This window comes from Aeromonas sp. R2-3 (genome assembly GCF_040908375.1).
Lineage (GTDB): Bacteria > Pseudomonadota > Gammaproteobacteria > Enterobacterales > Aeromonadaceae > Aeromonas > Aeromonas veronii.
In genome coordinates, this window is the sequence record NZ_JBFODP010000004.1 from 128,628 (window position 1) to 151,528 (window position 22,901).

At 60.4% G+C, this 22,901-nt stretch carries 24 protein-coding genes; 15 read left to right on the forward strand and 9 right to left on the reverse strand.

Annotated elements, in window-relative coordinates; all coding sequences use genetic code 11:
• Position 1 precedes the first annotated feature (1 nt).
• A complete protein-coding gene (gene gntU / locus AB5Z02_RS01655) occupies positions 2-1,342 on the reverse strand; it encodes a gluconate transporter (protein WP_005355418.1) in 1,341 nt (446 codons plus the stop codon).
• Positions 1,343-1,587: 245 nt separating this feature from the next.
• On the opposite strand from gntU, the gene AB5Z02_RS01660 reads away from it, so the two are divergent.
• The 3 genes from AB5Z02_RS01660 to AB5Z02_RS01670 are packed head-to-tail and all read left to right on the forward strand — an operon-like array spanning position 1,588 to position 4,541.
• Positions 1,588-2,097, forward strand: coding sequence for a gluconokinase (locus AB5Z02_RS01660; protein ID WP_005340649.1), 510 nt, complete (start codon positions 1,588-1,590; stop codon positions 2,095-2,097).
• A complete protein-coding gene (gene edd / locus AB5Z02_RS01665; protein ID WP_368215081.1) occupies positions 2,094-3,890 on the forward strand; it encodes a phosphogluconate dehydratase in 1,797 nt (598 codons plus the stop codon). Before AB5Z02_RS01660 ends, edd begins: the two co-directional genes overlap by 4 nt.
• A 9-nt stretch (positions 3,891-3,899) precedes the next feature.
• Complete coding sequence (locus AB5Z02_RS01670; RefSeq protein ID WP_182969982.1) at positions 3,900-4,541, forward strand: bifunctional 4-hydroxy-2-oxoglutarate aldolase/2-dehydro-3-deoxy-phosphogluconate aldolase; 642 nt, start codon at positions 3,900-3,902, stop codon at positions 4,539-4,541.
• Positions 4,542-4,625: 84 nt separating this feature from the next.
• Here the strand turns inward: AB5Z02_RS01670 and AB5Z02_RS01675 are convergent, their stop codons facing one another.
• Complete coding sequence (locus AB5Z02_RS01675; RefSeq protein WP_005355407.1) at positions 4,626-5,633, reverse strand: substrate-binding domain-containing protein; 1,008 nt, start codon at positions 5,631-5,633, stop codon at positions 4,626-4,628.
• Positions 5,634-5,722: 89 nt separating this feature from the next.
• On the opposite strand from AB5Z02_RS01675, the gene AB5Z02_RS01680 reads away from it, so the two are divergent.
• On the forward strand, positions 5,723-6,373 hold the full coding sequence (locus AB5Z02_RS01680) for a Qnr family pentapeptide repeat protein (RefSeq protein WP_368215083.1): 651 nt from the start codon (positions 5,723-5,725) through the stop codon (positions 6,371-6,373).
• 132 nt (positions 6,374-6,505) lie between these two features.
• Here the strand turns inward: AB5Z02_RS01680 and envC are convergent, their stop codons facing one another.
• Complete coding sequence (gene envC / locus AB5Z02_RS01685) at positions 6,506-7,858, reverse strand: murein hydrolase activator EnvC (RefSeq protein ID WP_368215084.1); 1,353 nt, start codon at positions 7,856-7,858, stop codon at positions 6,506-6,508.
• A gap of 9 nt (positions 7,859-7,867) precedes the next feature.
• The gene (gpmM, locus tag AB5Z02_RS01690; RefSeq protein ID WP_005356867.1) at positions 7,868-9,397 is read right to left on the reverse strand and encodes a 2,3-bisphosphoglycerate-independent phosphoglycerate mutase; all 1,530 of its coding nucleotides are present in this window, start codon (positions 9,395-9,397) and stop codon (positions 7,868-7,870) included.
• Between the two features lie 246 nt (positions 9,398-9,643).
• Here gpmM and AB5Z02_RS01695 point away from each other — a divergent pair, with 246 nt between their 5' ends.
• From AB5Z02_RS01695 to gpsA, 3 genes are read left to right on the forward strand one after another with little or no spacing between them, the layout of a single operon-like run.
• Positions 9,644-10,075, forward strand: a complete 432-nt coding sequence (locus tag AB5Z02_RS01695; protein WP_005340640.1) for a rhodanese-like domain-containing protein — start codon at positions 9,644-9,646, stop codon at positions 10,073-10,075.
• Between the two features lie 50 nt (positions 10,076-10,125).
• A complete protein-coding gene (gene secB / locus AB5Z02_RS01700; protein WP_005340639.1) occupies positions 10,126-10,596 on the forward strand; it encodes a protein-export chaperone SecB in 471 nt (156 codons plus the stop codon).
• 2 nt (positions 10,597-10,598) lie between these two features.
• Positions 10,599-11,603, forward strand: coding sequence for an NAD(P)H-dependent glycerol-3-phosphate dehydrogenase (gpsA, locus tag AB5Z02_RS01705; RefSeq protein ID WP_005356865.1), 1,005 nt, complete (start codon positions 10,599-10,601; stop codon positions 11,601-11,603).
• 71 nt (positions 11,604-11,674) lie between these two features.
• Here the strand turns inward: gpsA and nfuA are convergent, their stop codons facing one another.
• Both nfuA and AB5Z02_RS01715 read right to left on the reverse strand, forming a co-directional pair.
• On the reverse strand, positions 11,675-12,253 hold the full coding sequence (gene nfuA / locus AB5Z02_RS01710; RefSeq protein WP_005340636.1) for a Fe-S biogenesis protein NfuA: 579 nt from the start codon (positions 12,251-12,253) through the stop codon (positions 11,675-11,677).
• Positions 12,254-12,333: 80 nt separating this feature from the next.
• Positions 12,334-13,062, reverse strand: coding sequence for a ComF family protein (locus tag AB5Z02_RS01715; RefSeq protein ID WP_368215086.1), 729 nt, complete (start codon positions 13,060-13,062; stop codon positions 12,334-12,336).
• Between the two features lie 38 nt (positions 13,063-13,100).
• On the opposite strand from AB5Z02_RS01715, the gene bioH reads away from it, so the two are divergent.
• From bioH to AB5Z02_RS01735, 4 genes are all read left to right on the forward strand, one after another.
• Complete coding sequence (bioH, locus tag AB5Z02_RS01720) at positions 13,101-13,865, forward strand: pimeloyl-ACP methyl ester esterase BioH (RefSeq protein WP_368215088.1); 765 nt, start codon at positions 13,101-13,103, stop codon at positions 13,863-13,865.
• A gap of 71 nt (positions 13,866-13,936) precedes the next feature.
• Positions 13,937-14,170 carry a flagellar basal body rod C-terminal domain-containing protein gene (locus AB5Z02_RS01725; protein WP_005340632.1) on the forward strand — a complete coding sequence of 78 codons (234 nt, stop codon included), beginning with the start codon at positions 13,937-13,939 and terminating at the stop codon, positions 14,168-14,170.
• Between the two features lies 1 nt (position 14,171).
• Positions 14,172-14,939 (forward strand): putative metalloprotease CJM1_0395 family protein, encoded by a 768-nt coding sequence (locus AB5Z02_RS01730; protein ID WP_123172164.1) that lies wholly within the window; start codon positions 14,172-14,174, stop codon positions 14,937-14,939.
• Between the two features lie 85 nt (positions 14,940-15,024).
• Positions 15,025-15,303: a hypothetical protein gene (locus AB5Z02_RS01735; protein ID WP_005340630.1), complete on the forward strand. Its 279-nt coding sequence runs from the start codon at positions 15,025-15,027 to the stop codon at positions 15,301-15,303.
• 70 nt (positions 15,304-15,373) lie between these two features.
• Here the strand turns inward: AB5Z02_RS01735 and AB5Z02_RS01740 are convergent, their stop codons facing one another.
• Together AB5Z02_RS01740 and greB are read right to left on the reverse strand one after the other, a co-directional pair.
• On the reverse strand, positions 15,374-17,683 hold the full coding sequence (locus tag AB5Z02_RS01740; protein WP_368215090.1) for a Tex family protein: 2,310 nt from the start codon (positions 17,681-17,683) through the stop codon (positions 15,374-15,376).
• Positions 17,684-17,873: 190 nt separating this feature from the next.
• Positions 17,874-18,347: a transcription elongation factor GreB gene (gene greB, locus AB5Z02_RS01745; protein WP_005355349.1), complete on the reverse strand. Its 474-nt coding sequence runs from the start codon at positions 18,345-18,347 to the stop codon at positions 17,874-17,876.
• A gap of 249 nt (positions 18,348-18,596) precedes the next feature.
• Here greB and ompR point away from each other — a divergent pair, with 249 nt between their 5' ends.
• Complete coding sequence (gene ompR / locus AB5Z02_RS01750) at positions 18,597-19,319, forward strand: two-component system response regulator OmpR (RefSeq protein ID WP_005340625.1); 723 nt, start codon at positions 18,597-18,599, stop codon at positions 19,317-19,319.
• Complete coding sequence (envZ, locus tag AB5Z02_RS01755) at positions 19,316-20,626, forward strand: two-component system sensor histidine kinase EnvZ (RefSeq protein ID WP_005340624.1); 1,311 nt, start codon at positions 19,316-19,318, stop codon at positions 20,624-20,626. Before ompR ends, envZ begins: the two co-directional genes overlap by 4 nt.
• A 37-nt stretch (positions 20,627-20,663) precedes the next feature.
• Here envZ and AB5Z02_RS01760 read toward each other — a convergent pair whose 3' ends face one another.
• Positions 20,664-21,578: a DMT family transporter gene (locus AB5Z02_RS01760; RefSeq protein WP_368195745.1), complete on the reverse strand. Its 915-nt coding sequence runs from the start codon at positions 21,576-21,578 to the stop codon at positions 20,664-20,666.
• Between the two features lie 356 nt (positions 21,579-21,934).
• On the opposite strand from AB5Z02_RS01760, the gene rpsJ reads away from it, so the two are divergent.
• The gene (gene rpsJ, locus AB5Z02_RS01765; protein ID WP_005307944.1) at positions 21,935-22,246 is read left to right on the forward strand and encodes a 30S ribosomal protein S10; all 312 of its coding nucleotides are present in this window, start codon (positions 21,935-21,937) and stop codon (positions 22,244-22,246) included.
• 22 nt (positions 22,247-22,268) lie between these two features.
• The gene (rplC, locus tag AB5Z02_RS01770) at positions 22,269-22,901 is read left to right on the forward strand and encodes a 50S ribosomal protein L3 (RefSeq protein ID WP_368215092.1); all 633 of its coding nucleotides are present in this window, start codon (positions 22,269-22,271) and stop codon (positions 22,899-22,901) included.

Sequence of the window (22,901 nt, forward strand, 5' to 3'; positions counted from 1 at the left end):
GTCAGAGGAAGCTGTAGATGATCATCGCCATCACGCCGCCGGTGGTGCCGATGATGGTCTCCATCACAGTCCAGGTCTGCAGAGTCTGCTTCTCGGTCAGGCCGAGGTAGCGGTTCGCCAGCCAGAAACCGGAGTCGTTGACGTGGGAGAGCACGATGGCACCGCCGCCGATGGCGATGGTGACGGCCGCCAGCTGGGCGCCGTTCAGGCCGAGGGGTTCCAGCATCGGCAGCACCAGACCGCAGGCGGTCAGCATGGCGACGGTGGCAGAACCCTGAATCACCCGTACCGCGGCGGCCAGAATGAAGGCCAGCGCGACGATAGGCAGACCGGAGTCGGCCAGCATGTTGCCCAGCGCGGCGCCTACGCCGGAATCAACCAGCACCTGCTTGAAGACGCCACCGGCACCGGTCACCAGGATGATGACACCGGCGGGCTGGATGGCGCTGTTGCAGACGCTCATCACCTCGTCGCGGGACATGCCACGGCGAATACCCAGCAGATAGAAGGCGGCCAGACAGGCGACCATGATGGCGGTGAAGGGGTGGCCGATGAACTCCAGCCAGTTGTGCAGGGTGGAGCCCGCCTCGACGAAGCGACCGACGATGGTCTTGAGGCCGATCAGCAGCAGCGGCAGACCGATGAGGCCCATGGCCAGCCCGAAAGAGGGCAGGGATTTGCTGTCATCGTGAACACTGTTCTGGGCATCGGCAGGCAGCGGCACATCGACGATCTTGCTGATGAAGTCACCGAACAGCGGGCCCGCCAGGATCAGCGCCGGCACGGCGGCGATCAAGCCGAACAGGATCATGTAGCCGAAGTCGGCACCCAGCTGGGATGCCACCAGGATCGGGCCCGGCGCCGGAATAAGGAAGGCCTGGCAGGTGGCGATACCGGCCAGCAGGGCAATACCGATCTTCACCACACTGCCGCCGCCACGACGGACGATGGCGAAGGCGACGCCGATCAGCAGCACCACGGCCACATCAAAGAAGAGCGGCAGGGCGCAGACAAAGCCGGTCAGGGCCATGGCCCAGTTGGCGCGCTTGACGCCGAACTTGCCGAGCAGGGTGTGTGCTACCCGGTCGAGGGCACCGGTCACTTCCATCACCTTGCCGAACATGGCGCCCAGCGCCACCACTACCGCGACGAAACCGAGGGTGCCGCCCATCCCTTTCTGGATGGTGTTGGCGATGTCGGCCGGGTTCATGCCAGCGGCGAGACCCGCCACCATGGAGACCAGGATCAGGGCTACCACGGCGTGGAGCCGGGCCTTCATCACCAGGAAGAGCAGCAGCACAATCGAGCCGGCGGCTGTCATGATCAGGGAGAGGTCAGACATTGTTATGCGTTCCTTTTTCCAAGTTCAGTCGTGACACCTTGCCGATCCGTCGGCAAACCATATCTTTATGATTTATTTAGATTTATGGCAAGGGCTCAACATCATATGCCCAGGTGACTATGGGTTTGCTCAGTCTGTGGCAGACTTCACATTTTCAATCGTTACCGGTAACATGTTACCGGTAACGTGTTAGATTAGAACCCATCAACAGCTGGTTTTTTGAAAAGTGGGACAGAGGTCAAATTATGGCGGGTAAGTGCATTATCGTGATGGGTGTGTGTGGTAGCGGCAAATCCAGCGTGGGTCTGAAAGTGGCCGAAGCGCTGGGCGCCAAGTTCATCGATGGTGATGACCTGCACCCTAAGGCCAACATCCAGAAGATGGCTGGCGGCAACCCCCTCAACGATGAGGATCGTGCCCCCTGGCTGGAGCGGATCCGCGACGCCGCCTACAGTCTCGAGCAGAAGAACGAGACCGGCATCATTGTCTGTTCCGCCCTCAAAAAGAAGTACCGCGACCAGATCCGCGAAGGCAACGAGTCGGTCAGCTTCATCTTCCTCGATGGCAGCCAGCCGCTGATCCTCGAGCGGATGCGTGCCCGCAAGGGCCACTTCATGCGCGAAAGCATGGTACAAAGTCAGTTCGATACTCTGGAGCGCCCGGATGGCGAAGCCGGTGTATTCCACATTGATATAGACGGCACCTTCGAACAGGTGGTTGACCGCGCCGTCACAGCATTGGAGCAAGCCCAATGATTCATCAGGTAATTTCCAACGTCACCGCCCGCATCCGCGAGCGCAGTGTCGCCCGTCGTCAGGCATTTTTGGCCCGCATCCAGCGTCAGGCAGAGCAGGGCAAGACCCGCGCCGCGCTGGCCTGCGGCAACCTGGCCCACGCCGTGGCCGCCTGCAGCAGTGACGAGAAGGGTCGCATTCTCGATATGACCCGTGCCAACGTCGGCATTGTCACCGCCTACAACGATATGCTGAGCGCCCATCAGCCCTATCAGGGCTATCCGGATCAGATCAAGGCGGTACTGGCCGAGCTGGGCCACAGCGCCCAGGTCGCCGGCGGCGTGCCCGCCATGTGCGATGGCGTGACCCAGGGTCAGCCGGGAATGGACATGTCCCTCTTCTCCCGCGACCTAATCGCCCAGGCGACCGCGCTGTCGCTCTCTCACAACACCTTTGATGCCACCCTGCTGCTCGGTATCTGCGACAAGATCGCTCCGGGTCAGATCATGGGGGCCCTCTCCCACGCTCACCTGCCGACTGCATTTGTTCCTGCTGGCCCCATGGCGAGCGGCATCAGCAATGACGAGAAGGTGAAGGTGCGTCAGAAGTACGCTGCCGGTGAAGTGGGTCGCGATGCCCTGCTGGAGATGGAGTGCGGCGCCTACCACGCGGCGGGCACCTGTACCTTCTACGGCACCGCCAACACCAACCAGCTGGTGTTCGAGGCCATGGGCCTGATGCTGCCGGGCTCCGCCTTTGTGCATCCGCACAGCGAGCTGCGCCGCGCCCTGACCGCCGAGGCGGCTCGCCGTATCAGCGCCATGATCCCGGGATCTCCGGCCTATCGCCCCCTGAGCGAGGTGCTGGATGAGCGCTCGCTGGTCAACGGTCTGGTGGCCCTGCTCGCCTCCGGCGGCAGCACCAACCACAGTATCCACATGGTGGCGCTGGCCCGCGCCGCCGGTCTGGTGCTGACCTGGGATGACATCAGCGATCTATCCGACGTGGTGCCGCTGCTGGTTCGCATGTACCCGAACGGCCCGGCTGACGTCAACGCCTTCGAACAGGCGGGCGGCGTGCCCGGCCTGATGCGCCGTCTGGCGCAAGAGGGGCTGATCCACATGGATGCCACTCCGGTCTTTGGCGAGATGCAGGATTACCTCAGCCGTCCGGCACTGGTCGATGGCCAGCTGGTATGGCAGCCGGTGGGCGAGAGCGGCGACGCGAGCGTGCTGTCGCTTTCCGGCAGCGTATTCCAGGCCACCGGCGGCACCAAGCTGCTGGCGGGCAATCTGGGCCGCGCCGTGGTCAAGGTCTCCGCCGTGGCTCCCGAGTATCGGGTGATTGAAGCACCGGCGCGGGTCTTCTCCTCCCAGCATGCGGTGGAAGCGGCCTACAAGGCGGGCGATCTCAATCAGGATGCCGTGATCGTGGTGCGCCACAATGGCCCGGCCGCCAACGGTATGCCGGAGCTGCACAAGCTGATGCCGGTGCTCGGCAACCTGCAGAAGGCGGGTTACAAGGTGGCGCTGGTCACTGATGGTCGTCTCTCCGGCGCCTCCGGCAAGATCCCGGCCGCCATCCACGTCACTCCGGAAGCGCTGCACGGCGGGGCCATTGGCCTGCTGGCTGACGGCGACCTGCTGCGGGTTGACGCGGTAAGCGGCAGCCTCGATTGCCTGACCGATTTGAGTGGCCGTACCCAGGCCGAGATTGACCTCACTCTGGAACAAGAGGGGTGGGGTCGTGAACTGTTCAGCGTGATGCGTCGCGCGGTATCGAGCGCCGAGTGTGGCGCCACCATCTTTGACTAAGGAAGAGCTATGCAGAACTGGAAAGTGACCCCGGCCGAGGTGTTTGCCGCCTCCCCGCTGGTACCCGTGATGGTTATCAACGAGCTGGATCAGGCCCTGCCGATGGCCAAGGCGCTGCTCGACGGCGGCATCTCCGTTTTCGAAATCACCCTACGCACCCCGGTGGCGCTCGATGCCATCGCCCTCATTGCCAAGGCGATGCCGGATGCCATGGTCGGTGCCGGTACCGTGCTCAACTGCGAGCAGTTTGACGCAGCCGTTGCTGCCGGTGCCCGTTTCGTCATCTCCCCGGGGATGACCCCGGCCCTGCTGGCCCACGCGGCCAACAGCACTGCACCGCTGATCCCGGGTGTGGCTACTCCGTCTGAAGTGATGCAGGCGCTGGAAGCGGGCTATGATCACCTGAAGTTCTTCCCGGCCGAAGCGAACGGCGGCACCAAGGCGCTCTCCGCCATTGCCGCCCCACTGCCCCAGGTGAAGTTCTGCCCCACCGGTGGTATCGGCCCGAAAAACGTGGCCGACTATCTGGCGCTCAAGTGCGTGGCCACCGTCGGCGGCTCCTGGATGCTGCCGGCCGATGCGGTCAAGAGCGGTAACTGGGAAGAGGTGACCCGCCTCTCCCGCGAAGCGGTTGAGCTGGTAAAACGCTAAGCGTCAGTTGTGCAGAAAACCAAACAGGCCACCCTCGGGTGGCCTGTTTGCTATCAGCGTGACTTAAGTGGGTGAGGGAAGGGATTACCCCAGACTCTCCCCGACATAGAGGGAGAAGCCGATATCTTTGCGGGTATCGGGTTGGGATTGGCCGTTGAGACGCGCCAGCAGCATGGTGGCCGCCTCCCGACCGATCGCTTCCCGCGGGGTGGCGATACTGGCCAGTTTGGGGGTCATGGCGTGGCCGATGTCGAGGGCGTTGCAACCGGCGATGGCGATCTGCTGGGGAACCGGGATCCACTTGGCCTGACACTGCAGCAGGGCGCCCACCGCCAGGTCATCGTTGGTGCAGAACAGGCCGTCGAGGTCGGGATAGCGCACCAGCGCCTGATCCAGCAGCTCGCCCCCCAGAGTGAAGCTGGAAGATTGTTCGGTCAGCAGATGCTGGCCGGTGAGGCCGAAGTCGGTCATCGCCTGATAGTAACCCTCCATCCGCAGCTGGGTACGCACGTCGAGCCGCGCCCCCAGATAGACCACCTTGCGCCGGCCCCGGTGCAGCATCTCTGTTACCATGGCCCGGGCGGCGGCTCTATGGTCCATGCCGACCACCATGTCGATGGGGGTTTGCGGCAGATCCATGGTCTCCACCACCGGAATGCCGGCGGTGGCGATCATCTTGCGGGTGCGCTCGGTGTGCTGGCTGTCGGAGAGGATCAGCCCATCCACGTGATAGGAGAGCAGGGACGCGACCTGCTCCTCCTCCCGCTCCGGGCTGTAGCCGTAGTGGGCCAGCAGGGTCTGGTAACCGGCCGGTCGGGTCACCGACTCGATGCCGTGGATCACCGCCGAGAAGACCTGGTTGGAGAGGGAGGGGATCAGGATGCCGATCGCCTTGCTGGTCGCGTTGGAGAGAATGTCCGGCGCCCGGTTGGGGATATAACCCAGCTCTTCCACCACAGCCGCGATCCGCTCGCGGGTCCCCTCCGCCACGGTCTGCGGGTCGCGCAGATAGCGGCTGACAGTCATCTTGGTCACGCCGGTCTGGTCGGCGATATCTTGCAGGGTGGGGCGGCGCTTGCGGGTGGGGCTCATAGGGGTGTCCAGCGTGGATGTTACATGTAACATTACCGTTTTTGGCGGATAAAGTCAGCATATGAAGCCGTTTTTGCAGGAGTTTTCCGATGATCAGAGGCAAGCAGTTCGTGGATGTCCGGTTCGAGCAACAGGATGTGGAGGGGGAGCAGTTCTCGGAGTGCCGCTTTATCGGCTGCAACTTCTCCTGGCTGGATTTGAGCGATAGCCGCTTCATTGACTGCAGCTTCTACGATCGGGAGAGTGAACGGGGCTGCCTGTTGCAGGGTTGCGAGCTGCGCGAGGCCAGCTTCCTGCGCTGCGATCTCACCATGGCCGATTGTAGCCGCAGCCAGTGTCTGGGGCTGGAGATGCGCAACTGTCAGGCGGTCGGTATCAACTTCAGCCATGCCAGCTTCGCCAACCAGATCACCGCCAAAAGCTACTTCTGCGAGGCCCATCTGACCGGCAACAACTTCAGCTACGCCAGCTTCGAGGGCTGCCTGCTGGAGAAGTGCGAGCTGACCGGCAACCGCTGGCAGGGGGCCAACCTGTTTGGTGCCTCGCTGGCGGGTTCCGATCTCAGCGGCTCCGAGTTTGGCCAGATTGACTGGACCAGCTTCAAGCTGCAGGGCTGCGATCTGCGCCAGTGCGACCTGCCGGGGCTGGATCTGCGGCGGGTCGATCTGCAAGGGGTGCAAATTAACGAGGATCAGCAGCAGGTATTGCTGGAGCAGATCGGTCTGGTTGTCTTTCCCTGAGCCGAGCGAAAAATTAGGTAATTTTTCATCAAATGGGGCCGACAGTGGGGAGGGCGCTCCTGAAACAACAAAAGCCTGCGTGAGGCAGGCTTTTGCTAGTGAGCGTGTGACGCGTTTGTCGGTCGGGTTGACTCAACCCTTGGCCAGCCATTTGGTCGGGTTGATCGCCTCGCCCTGATAGCGAATTTCGAAGTAGAGGCCCGGTCTGTCCTGACCGCCACTGTCACCGACCAGTGCCACCGGTTCACCCTGTTCCACATTCTGGCCAACCTGACGCAGCAGTGACTGATTGTGACCGTAGAGGCTCATATAGCCTTTACCGTGGTCGATCACCAGCAGCATACCGAAGCCGTCGAGCCAGTCGGCGTAAACCACTTGTCCCGGTGCGACCGCCTTGACCTGGGTTCCTTCGCTGGCGCCGATCAGGGTGCCTTTCCACTTGAGCTGGGCGGTACGGGGCGAGCCATAGGAGATGAGGATCGGTCCCTGCACCGGCCAGCGCAGGCTGCCATTGGTCTTGAGGCCGCTATAGTGGCCAGCACTGCTGATGCCCGAGCCGCGCTCCGGTTTGCTGCTGGCCACCTCTTCGGCAGGTTCTGCCGGTTTGACGGTTTTATTCTGCTGGGCGGCGAGTCGTTGCTGCTCGGCGCGGCGCTGTTCGGCCAGCTTGCGCTGACGCTCCTGCTCCGCTTTCAGCTTGGCCAGCCGTTCCCGCTCGGCCCGTTCACGGCGCTCCTGCTCTTCCCGCTTGCGACGCAGCTCTTCCAGCCGGGCTTTCAGCGCTTTCTCCGCCTTGACCAGCTTGGTGAGCTTCTGCTCGTCATCCTGTACCGACTGCTGCAACTGGTTGCGCACCTTGGCCCGGCTCTGCTGGCTGGCCTGCAGGGTCTGGTGATGCTCCTGCTGTTCGGCAAGCAGGGTCTGCAGTCTGGTTTCGGTCTCTTTGGTTGCCTGCTGGTTTTTCGCCAGCTTGTCGCGGGTGGCGCGCAGGGCGTCGATGGCCTCGATGCGGGCCTTGTTGAGGTAGTCGTAGTAGTCGAGTGAGCGGCTCAGTTTGGCCGGATCCTGCTGATTGAGCAGCAGTTTGAGGTAGTCGTGGTTGCCCGCTTGAAAGGCGCTCTCCGCCTGTTTGGCCAGCAACTGTTTTTGATGTTTGGCTTGAACTTCCAGCCCCTGCTTGTCTTTTTGCAGGGTCGCCAGCGTCTGCTGGTTCTGCTTCAACTGCTGCCTGGTCTGGTTGAGTTTGGCGGCGGCGGCCGAGATGGCCTGCTCGTCAGCCTTGAGCTGGGTATTGAGCTTGGCAAGCTCCTGCTTGCTGAGCTTGATGGTCTGCTGTTGTTCCTTGATCTGGGACTGCATGGTCCCCAGCTGCTGATTGGCGGCCAAAGCCGGTTTGCTGGCGCCAAACGACAGGCAAAAAAACAGCGCGCCGGCCAACAGGCCGACGCGACTGGTTTTCTGTGAAATAACTTCGCATCCCCGCATGGGGAAGGATTATTTCAGAATCATCAGGGGCTTGCCAGTCATTTCCGGCGGCACCGGCAGACCCATCAGGGTCAGCATGGTGGGGGCCAGATCGGACAGTTTGCCACCCTCAACTACCTCGGCTTTGCGACCGAAATAGATGAGCGGAACCGGCAGATTGGTGTGGGCGGTGTGGGCCTGACCAGTCTCTTCGTCCAGCATCTTCTCGGCGTTGCCGTGGTCGGCAGTGATCAGGCACTCGCCACCCACTTCGGCCAGGGCGTCGGTGACGCGACCGATGCAGTGGTCAACGGCTTCACAGGCTTTGACGGCGGCATCGAATACACCGGTGTGACCAACCATGTCGCCATTCGGGTAGTTACAGATGATGACGTCGTACTTGCCGCTCTTGATGGCCGCAACCAGCTTGTCGGTCAGCTCTTCGGAGCTCATTTCCGGCTGCAGGTCATAGGTAGCCACTTTCGGGCTGGCCACGATCTCGCGATCTTCGCCAGTGAAGCAGGACTCTTCGCCACCGTTGAAGAAGAAGGTGACGTGAGCATACTTCTCGGTTTCGGAGATGCGCAGCTGGGTCTTGCCCTGCTTGGCCAGCCACTCACCCAGGGTGTTGACCAGAGCGGTCGGCGGGTAGGCACAGGCAGTTTTGATGTCGGCCGCGTATTCGGTCAGCATCACGAAGTTCAGCTTCGGCTCAACGGCACGGGCGAAGCCGGTGAAGTCGGTGTCAACGAAGGCGCGGGTGATTTCACGGGCACGGTCGGCACGGAAGTTCATGAAAATCAGTGCATCACCATCTTCCATCGGTGCAGCTTCGCCGATGCGGGTGGCTTTGACGAACTCGTCGTTCTCGTCGCGGGCATAGGCGGCAGCCAGTGCTTCGGTGGCGCTCTCGGCGGTGAACTCGCCCTTGCCCTGGGTCATCAGGTCATAGGCTTGCTGCACGCGATCCCAGCGGTTGTCACGGTCCATGGCGAAGTAACGACCGATCATGGAGGCGAAACGACCCTTGCCGAGCTTGGCGAACAGGGCATCGAACAGCTCGATGGAGGACTGAGCGGAGCGCGGCGGAACGTCACGGCCATCTAGGAAGGCGTGCAGATAGATCTTCTCTGCGCCACGCTTGGCAGCCATTTCGATCATGCCCATGATGTGCTCTTCGTGGCTGTGTACGCCACCCGGAGACATCAGGCCCATGATGTGAACGGCTTTGCCGTTGGTCACGGCAGCGTCAACAGCCTTGGCCAGCTCGACGTTCTGGAAGAATTCGCCGTCCTGGATGTCTTTGGAGATGCGGGTCAGCTCCTGATAGACGATGCGACCGGCACCGATGTTGACGTGGCCCACTTCGGAGTTGCCCATCTGGCCATCCGGCAGACCGACGTCCAGACCGGAGCCGGAGATCAGGGTGCTGGTGTAGTCACGGGCCAGACGGTCGAGGTTGGGAGTCTTGGCGGCAGCGACGGCGTTGTGCTCTTGCTTGGTGCTGTAGCCCCAACCGTCCATGATGACCAGAACCAAAGGTTTCTTAGCTGTTGACATAAGACTATGTCCTCTCGGATTGGAAAAAATGCGGGAAATGAAACTAGCGTAATATTACTACATCTGCCGAAATAGTCACCTGATAGCCAAGGGGCGCTCCCGTGGCCCCGCAAGCTACGCTCTTCCTGCCATGCTCGCAGCCCAATGATGATGGGAGCCTGCTCGCGCTTTGCCGCCAAGATGGCTGATCTTATCAATACCCCCATGTATACTCGGGCCCTTGTCTTGGTCCCTGGATAGTAGAAGATGCAAGAGTATTTGGATTTTGCGGCCCGTAACCCGCTGCTGACCGCAGCCTGGTTGGGTCTGGCTGGCACCCTGGTTTACACCACTGTGCGTGCCCGTTTGTCTCCGGTAAAAACCGTCAACAATCACACTGCGACCCTGCTGATCAACCGCGAGAATGCCACCGTGGTGGATATTCGCAGTCAGGAAGAGTACGCCAAGGGTCATCTGGCCGGTGCCCAGCACCTGCCGCTGACCCAGATCCAGAGCAATAATCTGGGCCCGGTTGAAAAGCATAAAGATGCCCCCATCATAGTGGTGTGCGAGTCGGGAATGACTGCGGGCGGCGCGGGCCGTCAGCTGAGCAAAGCTGGCTTCAAGCAGGTTTATGTGCTCGGCGGTGGCATGGCCCAATGGCGTGCAGAAAATCTGCCGGTAACCAAGAAACGCTGATTTAAGCAGGGCCTGAGCCCACTTATCCATATAACAAGGAATCAAACGAAATGGCTGACGAGATCAACAACCAGGAAGTACAACCGGAATTTCACATCCAGCGTGTTTACACCAAGGATGTCTCTTTCGAAGCGCCGAACACCCCGCACATCTTCCAGAAAGAGTGGCAGCCGGACGTCAAGCTGGATATGGATACCAAGACCAACATCCTGGCTGAGAACGTGTATGAGGTTGTCCTGACCCTGACCGTAACCTGCAAACTGGAAACCGAAACTGCCTTCCTGTGCGAAGTACAGCAAGCCGGTATCTTCACCATCGGTAACCTGCCGGAGCCGCAACTGGCTCACTGCCTGGCTGCCTTCTGCCCGAACATCCTGTTCCCGTATGCCCGCGAAGCCGTGGCCAACATGGTGAGCAAGGGTTCCTTCCCGCAGCTGAACCTGGCACCGGTCAACTTCGATGCCCTGTTTGCCCAGCACATGGCGCAAGCACAGGCCCAGCAGGCGACTGCGGAAGCCTGATAATGGCTGACCAGATCGCTATCTCGGTCTTGGGGGCGGGGTCTTATGGCTCCGCCCTTGCCATTTCTCTGGCGCGCAATGGTCATCCGACCCTGCTGTGGGGTCACGACCCCGCTCATGTCGCCGAGCTGGAACAAGACCGCTGCAACAAGGCATTTTTGCCTGATGTCCCTTTTCCCGCCGATCTGCAGCTGACTGCGGATCTGCAACGTGCGGTACAAGCTGCCCCCGTGCTGCTGCTGGTCGTGCCGAGCCATGTATTTGGCGATGTGCTGACCCGGATCAAACCCTTCCTGCGCCCCGATACCCGTATCGCCTGGGCCACCAAGGGTCTGGAGCCGGACAGTGGCCGTCTGTTGCAGGATGTGGCCCGTGAAGTGCTGGGTGACGAGATACCGCTGGCGGTGATCTCCGGTCCCACCTTCGCCAAGGAGCTGGCTGCCGGTCTGCCGACCGCCATCTCGGTCGCTTCGACCCACGACGAGTTCGCTGACGATCTCTCCCACCTGCTGCACTGTGGCCGCTCGTTCCGGGTCTATACCAATCCGGACTTCGTCGGTCTGCAGCTGGGTGGGGCGGTGAAGAACGTCATCGCCATCGGTGCCGGTCTCTCCGACGGGCTCGGGTTTGGCGCCAATGCCAGAACCGCGCTCATCACTCGGGGTCTGGTGGAGATGCAGCGTCTGGGGGCGGCGCTGGGTGCCGATGCCAAAACCTTTATGGGGATGGCGGGGCTCGGGGATCTGGTGCTCACATGTACCGACAACCAGTCGCGCAACCGTCGCTTCGGGCTGGCCCTCGGGGCTGGCAAGGATGTGAACACCGCCATGACCGAGATCGGTCAGGTGGTGGAGGGGTATCGCAACACCAAAGAGGTGCATCTGCTGGCGGCCCGCTGCGGCGTCGAGATGCCCATCTGCGAGCAGATCTTCAAGGTGCTCTACGAGGGTAAGAACCCGAAAGAGGCGGCCATCGCCCTGCTGTCGCGAGACAAGAAGGACGAGTAATCTGCCGATTGCCCATGCAAAAGGCCCCGCCGGATGGCGGGGCCTTTTCTTTGCGCCGCAATGGCAACAAATCAGTAGTAGGAGTGGTCGCCGCGCTGGTGCTCGGTGGCGTCTTTCACACCGTTGAGCTCACCCGGGAACTTCTCTAGCAGCTGCTTCTCGATCCCCTCTTTCAGGGTGTAATCGACCATGGAGCAACCGTTGCAACCACCGCCAAACTGCAGGATGGCCAGTTTGTCTTCAGTCAGCTCGACCAGGGTGACTTTGCCACCGTGACCGGCCAGCATGGGGTTCACTTCGGACATCAACACGTACTCGATGCGCTCGATCAGCGGCGCGTCATCGGCCACTTTACGCATCTTGGCGTTCGGTGCTTTCAGGGTGAGCTGGGAGCCCATCTGATCGGTCACGAAGTCGATGGTGGCATCCACCAGGAAGGGGGCGCTCAGGGGATCGACCATGCAGTCGAAGCCGCTGAAGGGCAGGTGTTGATCTTCCGGGTCCACGGCATCGGGTGGGCAATACGATACGCCACACTCGGCATTCTGGGTTCCCGGATTGACCACAAACACCCGGATATTGGTGCCATCAGGCTGTTTTTCCAGCAGTTTACGGAAATGGGCCTGGGCGGCGTCGGAAATGCTGATCATCACTATCCTCATAAACCTGAGTGTACGACTAGGGTATTCATGATAACGCGGTTATTAATGCTTGGGTAGCATGCCGATGGCTACTTGCTGTGCCGCAGGGTACGACAGATCGCCCACACCTCCACCTTTGTGATGCCGCTCTCATGGAGCAAACGGCTGAGCTGACCAGCGGTGGCGCCTGTGGTCACGACGTCATCGAGCAGGGCGACATGGCGATAGTGGTGGGGGCGGATCCGGAATGCCCCGCGCAGATTGCGCCGCCGCTGCCCGGCGCTCAAGGCTGTTTGTTGCGGGGTCGCCTTGATGCGTTGCAACAGAGTGTTGTCGCAGGGAATGTCGGTGAACTCGCCAAGGGCTTGTGCGATCTCCTCCGCCTGATTGAACCCACGCCGCCACTGCCGCCACCAGTGCAGGGGAACCGGAATGATCGCCTCCGGCGGCTCGCGGCTATCCAGATGATCGGCCAAGAGGCGTGCCAGTAGCGGCGCCAGCAGGATCTGGCCGGAATATTTAAGCCGGGGGATCAGCATGGGGTAGGGGGTTTGGTAGTCGCCAATTACCTGCAACCGCTCCCAGGGGGGGGGTCTGCGCTGGCAGCGACCACAGACCGGTATGTTCTCTTCTATATAGTCAGCCAGCGGTGCGGCGCAGAGGTGGCATCTCGGCTGTGACTGGTGCAGCGCCTGCCGACACCAGCTGCAGAGCAGGGGCTCGTTGTCGCAAGGCTGATGGCAGAGCAGGCAACTCCCTTGCCAGTCGCGGTGGTTGCCGAGCAGCGGGCTTGCTTTAGCGAGCAGTCGCTTTAACATGCTGACCCCAAGAGCATGAATAGGGATCTTGAGTCTAGATGAGCATATCGGTAGAGCAGTTTGGCCAGGGGCCCGATCTGGTGCTGTTGCACGGTTGGGGGATGAATGGTGCGGTCTGGCATGGTATTGCCCAACAGCTGGCGTCTCACTATCGAGTTCATCTGGTGGATTTGCCCGGTTTTGGCAACAGCCCGCTGGCAGACGAGGTGGATTACAGCCTGCCCTGGCTTGCCGAGCAGGTGGCCGCCATCTTGCCGCAGAAGTGTCATCTGCTTGGCTGGTCGCTCGGCGGTCTGGTGGCAAGCCAGTTGGCGCTGACTCATCCCGATCGGTTGCACTCCCTGATCACCGTGGCCAGCTCTCCCTGTTTCATGGCCCGCGATGAGTGGCCGGGGATCGCCCCCAAAGTACTGACCGGTTTCAACCAGATGCTGGCAGGGGATTTTCGCCAGACCATAGAGCGCTTTCTGGCGATCCAGGCAATGGGCAGTGAACATGCCCGGGACGATATCCGTCAGTTGCGCCACTGGCTGGCCGAGCGCCCGACACCCCAGTTTGCCGCACTCGAGGCCGGGCTGACGCTGTTGGCCGACATTGACCTGCGCGAACCGCTGCGGGAGCTGGATCTGCCCTGGTTGCGGATCTATGGGCGACTGGATTCATTGGTACCCAAGGCGGCCATTCCCCTGCTGGACGATCTCTACCCTGCCAGCCGCAGCGTGACCCTCAATAAGGCCTCACACGCACCTTTTATCTCCCATCCTGACGAATTCATTGAAATCGTTCGAGATTTTGTTGGCTAAAAAACAGCCTGAAAGCTTCATTAATCCTCTGGTCTGGCGGATAATTAAGCTGTGACCAGAGGAGTAACACCATGCGTATTGATTCTGCTTTCAACAGCGGGGTACAGGGATTTCAGCGAGCCGAGCAGATTGCCGACAAGGCATCCAATCAGATCGCCCGCCTCAACACCCCCAGCGGGGATCAGGTGCAAGTGACCGATGAGCTTGTCAACCTTAAGGTGGCCGAGCAGCAGGCTGGCGCTTCCGCCAAGGTAGTGCAGACTGCCAGCGATATGATGGGAACCCTGATCGACATCCGGGTGTGAGATGAACATCAATGTCAGTCTGCCCCCCCTTATCCCGACACAGCTGCAACCCCAGGTGGAAGCGGCGAGGACGGATAATCGCCGGGCAGAACTGATCCCGCAGGCCCGTGCGGGCCAAGCCTCCGTTGCCGAATCTGAAGTCGGCTCCCAGAAAGAGAAATCCAAAGCCGGTCAGGCCTCCAGCAATCAGAGCTCCCAGAACAGCCGTGAAACCGGGCAATTAGCCCCGACGACACTGCCAGATAATCGCTTTGTCGAGGCCACCGGTGAGGATGGGCAGCGCAAGCAGCAAGATCCCAAACAGCAGGAGCAGCAACAGCGGCAAGAGCAGCAGGTTCAGGATCTTGTCGAGCGTGACAAGGAGGTGCGCACTCACGAGCAGGCGCACCAGTCTGCGGGTGGAGAGTACGCCAGCTCGCCCACCTATCAGTTTACGCAAGGGCCGGATGGCAAGCGTTATGCGACGGGTGGCGAAGTCCAGATCGATACCAGTGTCGTACCCGGTGACCCTGCCGCTACCATCGCCAAGATGCAGCAGATCCGCTCTGCAGCGCTGGCGCCTGCCGAGCCTTCCGCGCAGGATCTGGCCGTCGCGCGCAGCGCCGCCGCGAGTGAGGCCAAGGCACGCAAAGAGCTGATGGCCGAGCAGAGCGCGAAATCGGGCGGTGTGTTGAGTGCCTATATGGACAAGCGCAACAGCGTTATCGCGGGCCACTATCGACAGGCTGTCAGCCCGGCCTCGACCCAGTCCCTCAGTCTGCATATCTGAATCCCCCTCACCAAACTTTCAGCTGCTTTGCCTGTTTTGCAACTAACCTGAAGATCAGGCCCATTCCAATTTCACAGGAGCTGTCATGCATTTCGATGAAGTCAAAGCGGAAGATTTCACCACCTTCTCCCGTGTACCGCCCCCCCACCTGCAGATGGAGCAGTTTCTGATGCAGCTCGGAGGAGGGGGAACTGAAGGAACCAGTTTCAAGAAGAAAGTGATGCTGGCGGCAGGCTGGAGCCACACCGGCGTCGTCTCTTACGGCAAGTATCCGCAAGAGGCCTGCAAGGCATTCAACCGACTGCGGGAGGTGCTGGCCCAGCATGGAGAGCCCGAGAGCATTCTTGCTGCCCTGGCGCAGTAATCCTGAGCTTCGCGTGTAAAAAAGCCCCTTGCGGGGCTTTTTGCATTCAGAGGCGTTCCGGACGGTGTCGTTACTTTTTCGCTTTGGAGAGCGCTGCCGCAAAGGCGTTGCCCATGGCACCACCCATAGGGGGGCTTTGCCGCGGCTCATTTCTTGGCTTGGTGTTGCCGGCACTGCTATTGCGCGCTTCAGCCGGCTTGCGGGAAGCTTGCCCCGCTTTCTCGTCGAGGCGCATGGTGAGGCTGATCCGCTTGCGCGGGGCGTCCACTTCCAGCACCTTGACCCGCACAATGTCGCCCGCCTTGACCACCTCGCGGGGATCCTTGACGAAACGGTCGGTCAGGGAGGATATGTGCACCAGCCCGTCCTGATGAACACCGATATCGACGAAGGCGCCGAAGTTGGTGACGTTGGTGACCACCCCTTCCAGTACCATCTCTGGCACTAGGTCGCTGATCTGCTCCACCCCTTCCTTGAAGGTCGCGGTTTTGAACTCGGGGCGCGGGTCGCGGCCCGGCTTGTCCAGCTCGCCGATGATGTCGGTGACGGTAGGTACGCCAAATTGCTCATCGGTGTAATCGGCCGGTTTCAGGCTGCGCAGCAGGCTGCTGTTGCCGAGCAGGCTCTCCACGGTCTGCTCCAGCTTGGCGAGTATCCGCTCCACCACCGGATAGGACTCCGGGTGTACCGCCGAGCTGTCGAGGGGATTGCTGCCGCCGCGAATGCGCAGGAAGCCGGCGCACTGTTCGAAGGCTTTGGGGCCGAGTCGGCTTACTTTCAGCAACTGCTGACGGCTCTTGAATGCGCCGTGCTCATCCCGATAGGCGACGATGTTCTGGGCCAACGTCTGGGAGAGGCCGGAAACCCGGTTGAGCAGGGCGACCGAGGCAGTATTCACATCCACACCGACTGCGTTCACGCAATCCTCGACCACGGCATCCAGCCGGCGGGCCAGCTGGCTCTGGCCGACGTCGTGCTGATACTGGCCCACCCCGATACTCTTGGGGTCGATCTTGACCAACTCGGCCAGCGGGTCTTGCAGGCGGCGGGCGATGGAGACGGCGCCACGGATCGAGACATCGAGATCCGGGAACTCCTGAGAGGCAAGCTCGGAGGCGGAGTAGACAGAGGCTCCCGCTTCGCTTACCACAATTTTCTGCGCCTTGGCGGCCGGATAGCGTTCGAACAGATCGCTCACCAGGCGGTCGGTCTCCCGCGAGGCGGTGCCGTTGCCAATGCTGATGAGTTCGACCTTGTGCTTCTGGCACAGCTCGCTCAGGGTCTTGAGGCTCTGGTCGATCTGGCGTTTGGGTTCGAACGGATAGATGGTCGCGGTGTCGACCAGCTTGCCGGTAGCATCGACCACGGCCACCTTGACGCCGGTACGGATGCCGGGATCCAGCCCCATGGTGCAACGCATGCCGGCCGGAGCCGCCATCAGCAGATCCTTGAGGTTCATGGCAAATACCTTGATCGCCTCGTCCTCTGCCGACTCGCGGATGCGACCGATCAGTTCGGTCTCCATCTGGAGCGACAGCTTGATCTTCCAGGTCCAGCTCACCACCCCTTGCAGCCATTTATCGGCCGGGCGGTTCTGCAGATTGAGCTTGAGGTGGTGGGCAATGATCCCTTCGCAGGGGCTGGCACTCTCATCGTCACCGGTGACCAGCGCCAGATTGAGGATCCCTTCATTGCGGCCGCGCAGCATGGCCAGCACCCGGTGGGAGGGGGCCTTGTGCAGTGGTTCGTCGTGTTCGAAGTAATCCTTGAACTTGGCCCCTTCCTGCTCCTTGCCTGCCACCACGCGGGCGCGCAGGGTGGCATTTTGCCACAGGTAGTCACGCAGCTTCTCCAGCAAGTCGGCCTGCTCGGCAAAGCGTTCCATCAGGATATAGCGGGCGCCGTCGAGGGCGGCCTTGTTGTCGGCAATGCCCTGTTCGGGATTGAGGAAGGCGGCCGCCGCTTGCTCGGGATCCTGCATCGGGTCGCTGAGTAGCAGGTTGGCCAGCGGCTCCAACCCGGCTTCGATCGCCATCTGCCCCTTGGTGCGGCGCTTGGGCTTGTAGGGGAGGTAGAGATCTTCCAGCCGGGTCTTGCTGTCGGCGCCATTCAATTCGCGGGCCAGCTCGGGGGTCAGTTTGCCCTGCTCTTCGATGGAGCGAATGATCACCTGACGGCGATCTTCCAGTTCACGCAGATAGCCGAGGCGGCTCTCCAGAGTACGTAGCTGGCTGTCGTCCAGACCGCCGGTCACCTCTTTACGGTAACGGGCGATAAAGGGCACGGTCGAGCCTTCATCCAGCAGGCGCACTGCGGCCTGCACCTGCTCGGGGCGAGCATTGAGCTCACCGGCAATCTGTCTCTCTATGGTTTGCATCATGATGTTGTTGAGGGCCTCTGTGGTCGAGTCCGCGCCATCAGGCGCCAAGTGTGAGCACTATATGGGGTCGTGTTGCGGGATGCCACCCTGCGCCGGGGTCTGCACTAGTCAGACTGATAAAGTCGCAGGGGAGGGCGTTTATCTTGCCATTGCACTGTGACTCAGGATGTGCCTGTGGCAAGCAGTCCGGCTATTTGGGGTAGCTGATCTCGTTGATATACCAGCAGACGTCACCAACTGGCGTACGGACGATGGCTTCATCGCCGACCTCTTTCTTGAGCAGGGCGCGGGCCATGGGGGAGTCGATGGAGATGTAATCCTTGCGCTCGAAGATCTCGTCATAGCCGACGATGCGAAAGCGCTTGGTCTCGCCCTCTTCGTTTTCCACCTCGACCCAGGCGCCGAAGAAGACCTTGCCCTCCTGCGCGGGGGCATAGTCGACGATCCCCAGCTCTTCGAGACATTTGCGCAGGTAACGCACCCGCCGATCGATCTCCCGCAGCCGCTTCTTGTTGTACTGGTAGTCGGCATTTTCGCTGCGATCCCCCAGGCTGGCGGCCCATGCCACCTTCCTGGTGACCTCGGGGCGCTCCTGACGCCAGAGGAAATCGAGCTCTTCTTTCAGCTTGTTGTAGCCTTCGCGGGTGATCAGCTTTGTCTTCATGGTGATGCGGACCTGGTCAAAGAGGGGTATTCATCGCTAACTGCTCGGGAATATTAGCTTTTGTCCTCTTGCTGTCGAGGGAAATCGTGATGGCTCGGCTGGCGCCATTCAGGGAGTGGATGGCCAGCGCGGTGACTTGATGGCCGTCACGCTCTCGGGATGGGTAATAACCGGTAACATATTTGTGCTTTGCTCCCGCTATATCCCCCCCTAGTATTGGGGGCAGCTAAAGAATGAAGAGGCAAAGCAATGAGTCAGCAGCAATACAAGGTCCTGGTCGTGGACGATGACCTGAAATTACGTTCCCTGTTGGAACGCTATCTCACCGAGCAGGGATTCGTGGTGCGCGGCGTGGCCAATGGCGAGCAAGCCGATCGCTTGCTGACTCGTGAAAACTTCAGCCTGATGGTGCTCGATCTGATGTTGCCGGGGGAGGATGGGCTCTCCATCTGCCGCCGCCTGCGGGAAGCTGGCAACCAGATCCCGGTGCTGATGCTCACCGCCAAGGGAGATGAAGTGGATCGCATCGTCGGGCTCGAGATGGGGGCTGATGACTATCTGCCCAAGCCGTTTAACCCCCGCGAACTGCTGGCGCGGATCCGTGCCGTGCTGCGCCGCCATACCGTCGAGCTGCCGGGGGCTCCCTCTGCTGCAGAAAAGGTGGTCAACTTCGGAGCTTTTCAACTCAATCTCGCGACCCGCGAGCTGAGTCGGGATGGCGAGCCGATGGCGCTCACCAGCGGTGAATTTGCGGTGCTCAAGGTGCTGGTCAGCCATCCGCGCGAGCCGCTCTCCCGCGACAAGCTGATGAATCTGGCCCGTGGCCGTGAATACACCGCCACCGAGCGCAGCATCGACGTGCAGGTCTCTCGCCTGCGCCGCCTGCTGGAACAGGATCCGGCCCAGCCTCGCTACCTGCAGACCGTCTGGGGTCTGGGGTATGTGTTCGTGCCAGATGGTGACGGTGCATGAAAAAGGTCGGCAGCATGTTTTCACGCATGCTCTGGTTTCTGGCCGCCGTTCTGGTGGTCTATCAAGCAGTCTCCTACGTCACCTTCTATAACTATCTGCTGGCGCCAACCGTCAAGCAGATCAGTCACTTGCTGGCCAATCAGGTCAAGCTGATCTTTCCGGTCAACACTGAACAACTGGCGCTGAGTGAAGATGCCGAGGCGCTGGTCTATGTGACGACCGGTACCGACATCTATACCCAGAGCGAGGCGGTGCAGCATGGCTTCAACGATGCCAAGCCGTACCCCTATCTGGAGGAGAACATCAGTCGCGAGCTGGGTGGCCCGGCCAAGGTACGGGTCGAGATCCAGGATCACTACATCATCTGGATCCAGCCGCCCCAGGCCAGCAAAATCTGGGTGCGGATCCCGCTGACCGAGATTGAAGATGACGATATCGAACCCCTCATCATCTATCTGAGCGTGCTGCTGGTGATCACCCTGTTTGCGGCCTGGCGCTTTGCCCGGCAGCTGGTGCGCCCGCTCGAGGATCTCGAGGCTGGTGCAGTTGCGGTGGCCAGAGGCCATTTCCCCGAGGCGCTGGGGGAGCTGGGATCACGGGAAGTAAGGCGACTGACCCGCACCTTCAACCACATGTCGCACTCCATCAAGAGCCTGATCGAAGAGCGTAACCTGATGATGGCGGGGGTTTCCCACGATCTGCGCACTCCGCTGACCCGCATCCGGCTGGCGACCGAGATGATGTCCTCTGGTGACGAGTACCTCAAGGAGAGCATCAACGCCGATATCGATGAGTCCAATGCCATCATCGATCAGTTCATCGATTACATCCGTCCGGATGAAGGCCAGGATCTGGAGCCGATCGACCTGACCCAGCTGGTGCACGATACCTTGCTGATCTACTCGGAGCAGGGATTGGAAGTTGATCTGGCGCTGCCGCAAGAGGCGGTGCGGGTGGCCTGCAATCCGGTCAGTATCCGGCGGGTGTTGAACAACCTCTCAAGCAACTCGCAGCGTTATGGGGCGAGCCGTTTGCATGCCGAGCTGAAGGACGATGGGCACTGGGTGCGCTTGCGCCTCTCCGATGATGGCCCCGGCATTCCGGAGCAGGACTATTCCCGGGTGCTCAAGCCGTTTACTCAGGGGAATGTGGCGCGGACCGTCGGCGGCAGTGGGCTGGGGTTGGCCATCGTGGCCAAGATAGTCGCCCAGCACCACGGCACTATCCGGTTGGGAAGCTCGGATCTCGGCGGCCTGCTAGTCGAGATGCGGCTGCCGAAACATCAGCCACAGGAGTGGATGGATTGAGAGAAGGGCGTATCCGTGGATACGCCCTTCTGCATGGTCAGTTCTTTGTTTCGACTGATGCTCGATAGCGTTTGCCGTACTTGAGCTGCTGGATCAGCAGGGCGGCAACGATGAGCGCTAACCCGATGGGAGTGGCTGGATGGATGGCTTCGCCGATCAACAGGTTGAGCAGCACCAGTGAGGCAAACGGCGAGATAAAGATGAGGTTGCTGATGGGGGCCGTGTTGGTGGCATGGCGCAGCGCCATCAGCCAGAGCACGAAACCGAAGCCCATTTCGAACAGTCCCACATAGATGGCACCAGCCCATCCCTGCCAGGCGGTCATGGCAAAATCGGAGAGCAACCAGGTCGCCACGACGATAAAAGGCAGGCTGATCATAAAGCCGAGCAACAGGCTGACAATGGGATCGCCCTGATTGCGGGTGTTGAGGATCCAGTAGCTGGCCCAGATGAGGGTCGAGACCAGCGCCAGCGTCACGCCGAGGGGGCTGTCGAACTGGAGGCCGAATACATCCCCTCTGGTGGCGATCACCAGCGCGCCAAAATACCCCAGCACGATAGCGACGCCATCACGCCGACGCAGCTTCTGGCCGAGGAAGGGGACGGCCAGCAGACTGAGGGTAATGGCCCAAGTGTAGTTGAGGGTCTGTGCCTGCTGGGCAGGCAGCAGATCATAGGCTTTGAACAGCAACAGGTAATAGAGAAAGGGATTCAGCACGCCCAGAGTCAGATAGTAGAAAGGGCGGGCCTTGATGTAGCTCCCCAGCAGCGGCAGTTTGCCCTGTTTGGCGACGACGGCTGTCAGCGTGAGAGTCGAGGTGAAGGCTGCCACAAGCAACAGTTGCACAGGTTCGAAATAGGCGAGGGAGATCTTGAAGGCTGTGGCGACCGTCGACCAGAGGGCAACGGCGCAAAGGCCATACTGATAGGCTTTCTTTTGATCTTTGAGCATGGGATGTCGTTCCACTGACAGAGGCAAGCGCACAGTCTACCAGTCTGCTTGTAACATTGTCGTTACTTGGGTGTTGGCAGCAGAGTGTGTTGCCGCAGGCGAGATCCATCTGTCACATAAAACTGCGCATAATCTGTTCGCTCTCCCTTGCGCAAATTTGAAAAATCCGTATAATTCCCTCCGCTTACCTATGAGGTAAGCCAGACGATATGTCTGCTGCTGAGTTTCCTGTTTACAGGAGCCAGCCATACAGTCCTCCCGATATGGGGGGAAACGTGAAAAATCACACCTCTGGCGGGAGAAATCTCGGTCGGGCGGTGTTGATTTATGTTCTTTTATCTATTGGAGCTCTGTCAATGCAGAACCAAAGAATCCGTATCCGCCTGAAGGCTTTTGATCATCGCCTGATTGATCAATCCACTGCGGAAATCGTTGAAACTGCTAAGCGCACTGGCGCGCAGGTTCGCGGTCCTATTCCGCTGCCGACTCGCAAAGAGCGCTTCACCGTCCTGATCTCCCCGCACGTCAACAAAGATGCGCGTGATCAGTACGAGATCCGCACTCACAAGCGTCTGGTAGACATCGTTGAGCCGACTGACAAGACCGTAGACGCCCTGATGCGTCTGGATCTGGCAGCTGGTGTAGACGTCCAGATCAGCCTGGGTTAATTACGGAAAGAGGTTGATAACAATGACAATCGGTCTTGTAGGTCGCAAAGTGGGTATGACTCGCATCTTCACTGAAGATGGCGTTTCTATCCCGGTGACTGTTATCGAAGTTGAAGCTAACCGTGTAACTCAGGTCAAATCTGTAGAAACCGACGGCTACAACGCTATTCAGGTTACCACTGGCGTCAAGAAAGCCAGCCGTGTGACCAAGCCGGAAGCTGGCCACTTCGCCAAAGCTGGTGTAGAAGCCGGTCGCGGTCTGTGGGAATTCCGCCTGAACAACGGTGAAACTTTCACTGTTGGTAGCGAGCTGAAAGTAGATCTTCTCGCTGACGTTAAGCTGGTAGACGTTACCGGCACATCCAAAGGTAAGGGCTTTGCTGGTACTGTTAAGCGCCACAACTTCCGCACCCAGGATATGACCCACGGTAACTCCTTGTCTCACCGCGTTCCGGGTTCTATCGGTCAGAACCAGACTCCGGGTCGTGTATTCAAGGGCAAAAAGATGGCTGGTCACATGGGTGCTGAGCGTGTAACGACTCAGAACCTGGAACTGGTTCGTGTTGACGCTGAACGCAACCTGCTGCTCATCAAAGGTGCAGTACCGGGTGCAACCAACGGCAACGTGATCGTCAAACCTGCCGTCAAAGCGTAA